Source organism: Gelidibacter sp., from assembly GCF_035577925.1.
Lineage (GTDB): Bacteria > Bacteroidota > Bacteroidia > Flavobacteriales > Flavobacteriaceae > Gelidibacter.
On record NZ_DATJCY010000048.1, the window covers coordinates 1 to 9,665 of the forward strand.

Sequence of the window (9,665 nt, forward strand, 5' to 3'; positions counted from 1 at the left end):
TTTTCCGAATAAGGATCAATATTAGGCTGTAATGCGATGACATTCATAGGCTGGCCATCAATGGTATAACTGTAATAAATGATATAGGAAATTGAAATTGGTAAAACAATCACCGCTAAAACCATAATGATTTTTGATTTAACCTGATGTATTGATTTTTGAAGTTGATAGTTAAGTGCCAATTTAAAAATCAAAATATTGACCAACCATACCCACAAAGTGCCACCAAAGGTTCCGGTATATTCATACCATTGTATCCAAGTAAAGTATTCTGAAAATCCGTTGCCTAAATTCAACCAAGGCCATGAAAATCCCCAGCCCAAATGAAGCTTTTCGAACGCCATCCATAAACATATCAAAAACAGTAAACTGATGTTTGCAGTAGCACGTTTGGCTATGCTGTGGTATAAAACGATGATTAATGCCATCAGCATGGAATTGACCAAAATGGCAAAAGTGGCACCAAATACATCGGCATATTGAAGCCAATTGGTCGTAATAAAATTCCAGATGACAAAACCTAGGTAGCTGAATCCAAAAACCTTCCATTTTTTCCGTTTGACATCAGAGTTTCTAACGTTATTTTCGACCAATAGGAGTGGAACAAATCCGATGAAAAGCAATAAAGGAAATCCGTAGGTTGGCCATCCAAAAGCTAAAAGTAATCCGGAAAGTATGACGAGGAGAAGGTTTTTCATTGTGGAAATTTACAAACTAAATTTGACATCCTAAAGGTGGTTTATCTAAAAACGCTAAAATCCAATTTTATAGAAAACACGTTCGAGTAGAGGGCTGCGCTTTGATCGCCAATGTCGGTAAACGCATAATCTATGGAAATGCCGCGGTATTTAAAACCAACACCAAAATTGGGCTGAAAGGTCAGATTTTCAGAATAATCCAATTGCAGTTCATTTTGAAAATTGCCAACGCCGGCACGCAAAAAGACCAAATCGGTGTAACCAAACTCAAAGCCTAAAGAGGGGGTTATACTGGCAAAAGACGTAGAAATGATATCATTGTTTTGCTCAAAGCGAACATGCAGATCAAGAGCAGTAACCAACGCATAGTCATAATTAAACTTGAACTTTTTAGATAGCCCCAATTGCAGTTTTGGGATAGTGAGTTCGGTCGATTCGGGAACCGTTTGGTTTTGGCCTTCAACGGCATCTTTGATGTCCTCAAGTTTTTCTTTATTAAATGACCAAGCATTAAAAGTAGTGGTAATGTCTCTGGCCATGACTCCAAATTTCCAATCATTCTTGGATTGGAATTGCAGGCCCAAATCGAGACCAAACCCCCATGACGATGCAAAATCGCCAATAATGCGTCGGATAACTTTGGCATTGACACCATAGCTAAATCCATCCAAAGGAATTTTTCGTGCATAAGAAAATGTCAGGCCATAATCGACTGCCGAAAAGAGACTGATGCGGTCGTAATTGATATTGCCTTGTTGGTCTATAAGTTGGGTGGTATCCAAAATATCATCCACTCCAAATCGGATCAACGAAATTCCAACAGCACTCCGGTCATCAAGAGGCATCGCAAAAGCGGCATAATTGTAATTGGCAATATTGGCAAAATACCCCGAATGCATTAATGAAATTTGATGATCTTCAAGAGCCACTAATCCCGCCGGATTCCAATATCCCGAATTAACATCAGAAGTTTGCGACACAACGGCATTGCTCATTCCCAATGCTGCGGCATCCACACCAATATTCATAAATTCGTTGGAGTATTTACGGGTGGTCTGACCGTAACAAACCAAAGTGATTAGGAATAGCGCAACAAAAGCATGTGTTTTCAATCGCAAAATTTTTACAAAGATGCACATTATTTTAATTTAATTGAACTTCAAATTGGCATGCTTTAGTATGACTACCTTAATGTGGTCATGATTCAATATACGCTGTCTGAGTACTGAGATTGAATGAGCGGAAACAATTTTGGCCATAATTTTTTTTAAAATTGATTATAAGCCTATTCCAATAAAATTAGTTTACTATTTTTACACAAACTTTTACCATGAGCTTTAAAAGACATATTCCCAACATTATTACGCTCCTTAATTTATTTTCAGGTTGCATTGCGGTTTTATTGGCAGTACAGAATTACTTTGTGGGGGCTGCACTATTTATGTTTTTGGGTATCTTTTTTGATTTTTTTGATGGGTTTGCCGCACGCAAATTAAATGTACAAAGTGAATTGGGCCTCCAGCTCGATTCGTTGGCCGATATGGTCACTAGCGGATTGGTACCGGGTGTGGTCATGTTTAAGCTTTTAAATTTATCAATAGGACAGCCCATTGCCCAAAATGCAGATGCCTCATGGAATTATACAGGTTTATTTGACGGACTGCAAGTCTATGCACCGTTAGCATTTATTGGTTTTTTTATTACGCTTGGCTCGGCCTATAGGTTGGCAAAATTTAATTTGGATGAAGACCAGCAATCTTCATTTACAGGATTACCAACGCCTGCCAATGCACTTTTGATCATTTCCTTGCCTTTGATCTTGGAATTTCAAAATAGCAATACCATTAGTGCTATTATTCTCAATCCTTGGTTTTTGACAGCAATGACCTTTTTGAGTTGTTATTTGCTCAATTCAAAGATTAAGCTTTTTGCATTAAAATTTAAGGACTGGAGCTTTAAAACCAATGCGGTGCGCTATATTTTTCTTGTTTTAAGTGTGCTGTTTATCGTAGTATTTAAATTTTTGGCCATTCCGTTGATCATTGTTTTATACGTGATGTTGTCTTTGTTTTCTAAAGCATCCAAAGAATAAATGGCTGTTTACTTAGAAATAGCCTTTTACTATTTTAATTAATTTCAACAAACTGTATGAGTTCGGGCTTTTTTGCACTTTTAGATGATATTGGCGTTTTGATGGACGATGTGGCTGCTATGGCTAAGATTTCAACAAAAAAAACGGCGGGAATTTTAGGTGACGATTTGGCGGTCAATGCCGAAAAAGCCTCTGGATTTTTAGCATCGCGAGAAATTCCGGTGTTGTGGGCCATTATGAAAGGTTCTTTTATAAATAAGCTCATTATTTTGCCTGTTGCTTTTTTATTGAGTGCTTTTTTACCTGCTGTGGTAACTGTTATTTTAGTGTTGGGCGGTATTTATTTGGCGTTTGAAGGTGCCGAAAAAGTATATGCCTATCTCGTGCCACATCATAAAGAAGCTCAGAAGATAGCCAAAGAAGAACTCAGTGAAGCTGAGATGGCAGCACTTGAGAAATCAAAAATAAAATCGGCAATCATAACAGATTTTATATTATCGGTCGAAATTGTCATTATTGCACTGGGAAGCGTTATGGGCATTCCTTTGCTGAATCAAATATTGGTGGTTTCAATTGTGGCGCTCATCGCAACGGTCGGCGTATATGGTATTGTTGCCCTTATTGTTAGGATGGATGATTTTGGATACAACCTTATCAATTTTAATGAGAAAGATAAAAGTATCTCAGATTTCTTCGGACATCTTCTGGTCAATGCTCTGCCTTGGGTTATCAGAAGTTTGGGTGTGATTGGGACCATTGCCTTGCTTCTTGTGGCTGGTGGCATTTTTGCACATAACCTCGATTTTCTACATCACTTCCTGGAATCTTGGCCTTCCATTATTAGAGAATTCATTATAGGCTTAGCTTTCGGAGCTGTAGCCTTGTTGGTTTTTGAAGGCATTAAAAAGATAGTGGCATTGCTAAAGAAGTGAGTTGATATTAGAAAAAGAGTTTCTTTTTACGCAATTCAAAATTTTGTCCTAAATACACTTTACGTACCATTTCGTCTTCGGCCAATTCTTCTGGAATTCCTGCTTTTAAAATATTGCCTTCAAACATCAAATAGGTTCGGTCGGTAATGGCAAGTGTTTCTTGTACGTTATGATCCGTTATTAAAATACCAATATTCTTTTTGGTCAATTGTGCTACAATGCGTTGAATGTCCTCGACGGCAACAGGGTCGACGCCTGCAAAGGGCTCATCCAATAAAATGAAGTTCGGATTTGTTGCCAGGGCACGTGCAATTTCGGTACGTCGGCGCTCACCACCTGATAATAAATCACCTCTACTTTTTCGGATATGTTCCAGTCCAAATTCATCAATCAGTGATTCCATTTTGTCGTGCTGTTCCTTTTTGGAGAGTTTGGTCATTTGCAACACGCTCAAAATATTATCTTCGATACTCAATTTACGAAACACCGAAGCTTCTTGTGCCAAATAGCCAATACCGTGCTGCGCGCGTTTGTACATCGGAAACTTGGTGATTTCTTGCTGATCCAGAAAAATTTTGCCACCATTGGGTTTAATCAAGCCAACAATCATATAGAAGGAAGTGGTTTTTCCGGCACCATTCGGGCCAAGTAAGCCTACAATTTCACCTTGATTGACTTCTAAAGAGACATCTTTGACTACTTGGCGCCCGCCGTAGGACTTCATTAAATTGGTTGCAATTAATTTCATAGACTCATTTGATTGGTTAAAAATAGTAAAATCCCTGTGGGCAACTCAAAAAACCAAAACCTTTTATAAAAAGTTTAACCTTGCGACTCTAAAGCTTCCCAGAATTCGTAAGCCCTGCGCAAATGCGGAATGACAATGGTGCCACCCACTAAGGTTGCAATGCCCAGCGCTTCGTTTACTTCTTCTTTGGTAAGACCTTGTTTATAACTGGTTTCTAAATGGTATTTAATGCAATCATCGCATCGCAATACTGCCGAAGCTACCAAACCTAAAAGTTCTTTGGTTTTGACGTCCAGAGCACCTTCGGTATAGGCATTGGTATCTAAGTTAAAAATCCGTTTGATGATTTTATTATTGCCATCTGCCAAAATCTTATCGTTCATTTTGGTGCGATAATCATTAAATTCCTTGACGATATCAGACATTTTTTACGTTTTTAGTTTGAGAGTTTCGAGCACTTCGAGCTTGATTTCGGACCACTATGGCCGATATATAAATACTGACTTGGTACAGCACTAAAATTGGAATAGCCACAATAACCTGACTGGCAATATCTGGAGGCGTGATAATGGCAGAAATAATAAGAATGATGACCAAAGCATATTTTCGGTATTTTTTGAGAATTTCGGGAGTGACGATGCCAACTTTTGTTAAAAAATATATAATAATTGGCAACTCAAAAATTAACCCCGATGCAATTGACGCTGTCCTCACTAAACTGATATACGAACCGATATCAAATTGGTTGGAAACTTCATCGCTCACGGAGTAAGTTCCCAAAAAATTGATCGATAAAGGAGTAAGGATATAATACCCAAAAAGGACTCCCATAAAGAAGAGCAAAGATGAAATAATGATAAAACCACGAGAGTTTTTACGTTCGTTCTCTAAAAGTCCTGGACTTATAAATTTCCATAATTGATAAACGATATACGGAAATGCTATAATAAAACCTGCATAAATAGAGGTCCAAACATCAGCAGAAAATTGTCCGCCCATCGTTCTACTTTGAATGGTGAACGGGAAGGTTTCTGCACAAAATGTCGTATCAACACCTAAAAACTTAGACATTTTACACAGATACTTATAGGTTGGGAAATCCATGTTTTTTGGGCCAAAGATGATGACGTCAAAAATCCATCTCGAAAATACAAATGCTCCCGTTCCTGCTATAACAATACTTAATGTAATTCTGATTAAATGCCAGCGTAAATCTTCGAGATGGTCCAAAAAGGACATCTCATTGATATTTTTTTTTGCCATTATATAATTCCTTCTTTAATGAGGTCGTGGATATGCACTACACCGGCATATTTACCTTCGTTTTCAACCAAAAGTTGCGAGATTCCATTAGTTTCCATAAGTTCCTTGGCATCTACTGCCATAGCGTTTTCATCAATTCGCTTTGGATTTGAACTCATGATATCTTTTGCGGTAAGATGGATAAATGCATCACTTTTACTGAGCATTCGTCTTAAATCGCCATCGGTAATAATGCCCACAATTTGATTGTTTTCTACAACCGCGGTAACGCCCAACATTTTTTCCGAAATTTCAACGATCACCTGTTTGACGTTTGTGTGCAATTCTACCTGAGGTTTTTCATTCATGGATGACAAATCGCTCACGCGCATATATAAGCGTTTGCCCAAGGCACCGCCTGGATGGTATTTCGCAAAATCCTTACTTGAAAATCCTCTTAGGTTGACCAGACAAATGGCAAGGGCATCACCAATGACCAATTGTGCAGTTGTACTAGTGGTTGGTGCCAAATTATTGGGACAGGCTTCATTTTCTACATAGGTATTTAAAATATAATCGGCTTGCAGTCCTAAAAAGGAAGTGGTATTGCCAGTAATGGCAATCATTTTGTTATTGGCGTTTTTTATGAGGGGTACCAATACTTTTATTTCAGGGGTATTGCCACTTTTTGAAATACAAATGACCACATCGTCTTGTAAAATAAGGCCTAAATCGCCATGAATAGCATCAGCGGCGTGCATAAAAACAGCTGGCGTTCCGGTAGAATTTAAGGTGGCTACAATTTTATTGGCGATGATGGCACTTTTTCCAATGCCGGTAATAATCACTCTTCCCTTTGATTTGTAAATGAGTTCTACAGCATCTGCAAAGTCATCGGTTAATAAGTTGGCAAGATTTGCTATGGCCGAACTCTCTAATTCAATGGTTTTTTTTGCCGTGCTGAGAATGGTATTTTTAATGTTCAAAATTTATTGATTTTTGGGTTTGATGCATGTAAAGAATTTTAGTATCTTTAGTCCTATGCAAATGTATATAAAATACTAATAAGGATTAATGAGTAAAGAAGAAATTGACTTACATGCAGAGCTAAAAAAATACTTTGGATTTTCCCAATTCAAAGGTCTTCAGGAAAGCGTTATAAAGAGTATAGTTGGAGGAAAAAACACCTTCGTTATTATGCCAACAGGCGGTGGAAAGTCACTGTGTTATCAATTGCCCGCGTTGATAGAAGATGGTACTGCAATTATTGTTTCCCCTTTAATAGCTTTAATGAAAAATCAGGTGGATGCCGTCAGAGCGGTATCTCAGCATGAGGGTGTTGCCCATGTGCTGAATTCGTCATTGAATAAAACTGAGATCAAACAAGTTAAGGAAGACATACGAAATGGGATTACCAAACTGCTTTATGTAGCCCCCGAATCATTGACTAAAGAAGAAAACGTCGAGTTTTTAAGATCCGTCCCGATCTCTTTTATGGCCGTTGATGAGGCGCATTGTATTAGTGAATGGGGCCATGATTTTAGACCCGAATATCGAAACTTGAGACACATCATAAAGCGTATCGGTGATAATATTCCAATTATTGGATTGACGGCTACGGCCACTCCAAAAGTACAGGAAGATATTCTTAAAAGCTTGGATATTACCGATGCCAACACCTTTAAAGCGTCGTTTAACAGACCTAACCTATATTATGAGGTACGGCCAAAATTAAAAACTGTAGATTCGGATATCATTAGATTTGTAAAGCAAAATGAAGGAAAATCCGGTATTATTTACTGTTTGAGCCGTAAACGTGTTGAAGAATTGGCACAGGTGCTACAAGTTAATGGTATTAAAGCAGTGCCTTACCATGCCGGATTGGATGCCAAAACGCGCGTAAAACATCAAGATATGTTTTTGATGGAAGATGTGGATGTCGTTGTGGCTACTATTGCTTTTGGGATGGGAATTGACAAGCCCGATGTGCGCTTTGTAATCCATCATGATATTCCAAAAAGTATCGAAAGTTATTATCAAGAAACTGGCCGTGCAGGGCGTGATGGTGGCGAAGGCCATTGTTTAGCGTTTTATGCCTACAAGGATATTGAAAAACTAGAGAAATTTATGGCGGGCAAGCCTGTGGCCGAGCAGGAAATAGGTCATGCGCTGTTGCAAGAAGTGGTTGCCTTTGCGGAAAGTTCCATGTCCAGGCGAAAATTTATTTTGCATTACTTCGGAGAGGAATTTGACAATGAAACGGGTGAAGGCGGAGATATGGACGATAATGTACGTTTTCCTAAAAAACAACATGAAGCCCAAAACGATGTGTCCGTTTTATTAGATGTTGTTGAACAAACCAATGACAAGTATAAATCAAAGGATTTGGTGCATGTTATTATAGGAAAATCAAATGCACTAATCGTGTCGCATAAAACCGATACCATGCCGTTTTTTGGCGTCGGAAACGGTAAGGACAAACGGTATTGGATGGCATTGATCCGTCAGGTTTTGGTAGCCGGATTATTGAAAAAAGATATCGAAACCTATGGTGTTTTACGACTGACGGATAGAGGAAGAGATTTTTTAAAATCGCCTTACTCTTTTATGATGACGGAAGATCATGTGTTTGACGAAACTACAGATGACAGTATTCTTACCGCTTCAAAAGGTGAGGGTGCTGTAGCCGATGAGGTGTTAATGGGAATGCTTAAAGATTTGAGAAAGCGTAATGCCAAAAAGTTGGGCGTTCCGCCGTTTGTGATATTCCAAGATCCGTCATTGGAAGACATGGCACTCAAATATCCCATTACTCTAGAAGAGTTAGTACAAGTACACGGTGTAGGTGATGGGAAGGCTAAAAAATATGGAAAGGATTTTGTAGCGCTTATTGCTGAATATGTTGAAGAAAATGACATTATCAGACCTGATGATTTGGTGGTTAAAAGTACAGGGAGCAATTCGGCATTAAAGCTTTATATTATTCAGAACGTCGATCGTAAATTGCCGTTGGATGATATTGCATCTGCTAAGGGAATGTCCATGGATGATTTTATAAAAGAGCTGGAAGCCATCGTCTATTCAGGTACCAAGTTGAATATTGACTATTGGATTGACGATATTTTGGATGAAGACCAGCAGGAAGAAATCCATGATTATTTTATGGAATCAAAAACTGATAAAATTGATGTTGCCATCGAAGAATTTGAGGGCGATTATGACGATGAAGAACTCCGCTTGTATCGAATAAAATTTATCAGCGAAGTGGCCAATTAAATTTGATAGATCTTTCAGACTAAGTTTCAATCGAGGTATTACCTTATAATAAGGTCAGATTATTTTGATTGCGAATAAGTTTTGAAGATCTATCGTTTTTTTAATTCGTTTTTCACCTAAGTTATCTAAGTTGTTGAACTCTGAAAATCTGATGATCTTTTTTAGAATGATCTTCTATTCCCGTTCATGAGTTTTTTCTTCATTCGCAGATTCCATAGTATCTAATTCCTCATTTATTGAGGTTTTATGCGTTGCTTCTTCATTTGTTGGTTCTTCATGTATAGCACCTTCATTGGACAGTTCTTCATCAAAATTACCTTCAACAATTAGAAACTTTACATGGTTCTTTTTTGCAATCAATTCGATGCTTTCCACGCTGGTTCTTGATATGTTTGGAATATCTTCTTCATGGATTTCAAAATCAATTCTGGTAATATTCCGATTGGCCATTTTTGTAGATTCAGAGGCGAGTTCAACCATATCCGAATGAAGCTCTAACTTAAAATCTTTTCCATTGATGATCAATTTTGCACCATTAAAGGTTTTAATTTGAAACGTACCGATGGTAATTGTTTTAAAATAATGATAGCCCGCCAATTCACTCAACCCAGCATACAAAACATTGGTTTCGGAAATAGCAAAAGGTGCACCATCCACATCATTGATAATATTTTCAA

At 38.0% G+C, this 9,665-nt stretch carries 9 protein-coding genes and 1 pseudogene; 3 read left to right on the forward strand and 7 right to left on the reverse strand.

Translation table 11 applies throughout. From position 1 onward, the window contains the following. Both VNJ50_RS01575 and VNJ50_RS01580 read right to left on the reverse strand, forming a co-directional pair. A pseudogene (locus tag VNJ50_RS01575) lies at positions 1-698 on the reverse strand (apolipoprotein N-acyltransferase); the annotation flags it as partial. Positions 699-739: 41 nt separating this feature from the next. Further along, the gene (locus tag VNJ50_RS01580) at positions 740-1,726 is read right to left on the reverse strand and encodes a PorV/PorQ family protein (protein WP_414652855.1); all 987 of its coding nucleotides are present in this window, start codon (positions 1,724-1,726) and stop codon (positions 740-742) included. Positions 1,727-2,028: 302 nt separating this feature from the next. Between VNJ50_RS01580 and VNJ50_RS01585 the strand changes: the two genes are divergently transcribed. Together VNJ50_RS01585 and VNJ50_RS01590 are read left to right on the forward strand one after the other, a co-directional pair. Next, entirely contained in the window at positions 2,029-2,790 is a 762-nt protein-coding gene (locus VNJ50_RS01585) for a CDP-alcohol phosphatidyltransferase family protein (RefSeq protein WP_325578407.1), read from the forward strand. 56 nt (positions 2,791-2,846) lie between these two features. Beyond that, positions 2,847-3,722, forward strand: a complete 876-nt coding sequence (locus VNJ50_RS01590; protein ID WP_325578409.1) for a DUF808 domain-containing protein — start codon at positions 2,847-2,849, stop codon at positions 3,720-3,722. 7 nt (positions 3,723-3,729) lie between these two features. Here the strand turns inward: VNJ50_RS01590 and lptB are convergent, their stop codons facing one another. The 4 genes from lptB to VNJ50_RS01610 all read right to left on the reverse strand — a co-directional run bounded on the left by lptB (position 3,730) and on the right by VNJ50_RS01610 (position 6,698). After that, the gene (gene lptB, locus VNJ50_RS01595; protein WP_325578411.1) at positions 3,730-4,470 is read right to left on the reverse strand and encodes an LPS export ABC transporter ATP-binding protein; all 741 of its coding nucleotides are present in this window, start codon (positions 4,468-4,470) and stop codon (positions 3,730-3,732) included. Between the two features lie 74 nt (positions 4,471-4,544). Further along, a complete protein-coding gene (locus tag VNJ50_RS01600; RefSeq protein WP_325578413.1) occupies positions 4,545-4,895 on the reverse strand; it encodes a carboxymuconolactone decarboxylase family protein in 351 nt (116 codons plus the stop codon). Continuing rightward, entirely contained in the window at positions 4,888-5,733 is an 846-nt protein-coding gene (tatC, locus tag VNJ50_RS01605; protein WP_325578415.1) for a twin-arginine translocase subunit TatC, read from the reverse strand. Before tatC ends, VNJ50_RS01600 begins: the two co-directional genes overlap by 8 nt. Further along, a complete protein-coding gene (locus VNJ50_RS01610; protein WP_325578417.1) occupies positions 5,733-6,698 on the reverse strand; it encodes a KpsF/GutQ family sugar-phosphate isomerase in 966 nt (321 codons plus the stop codon). Before VNJ50_RS01610 ends, tatC begins: the two co-directional genes overlap by 1 nt. Before the next feature lie 88 nt (positions 6,699-6,786). Between VNJ50_RS01610 and VNJ50_RS01615 the strand changes: the two genes are divergently transcribed. After that, positions 6,787-8,988, forward strand: coding sequence for a RecQ family ATP-dependent DNA helicase (locus VNJ50_RS01615; RefSeq protein WP_325578419.1), 2,202 nt, complete (start codon positions 6,787-6,789; stop codon positions 8,986-8,988). Positions 8,989-9,162: 174 nt separating this feature from the next. Here the strand turns inward: VNJ50_RS01615 and VNJ50_RS01620 are convergent. After that, positions 9,163-9,665, reverse strand: a 503-nt coding sequence (locus tag VNJ50_RS01620) for a hypothetical protein (RefSeq protein ID WP_325578421.1), incomplete at its 5' end; no start/stop codon positions are given.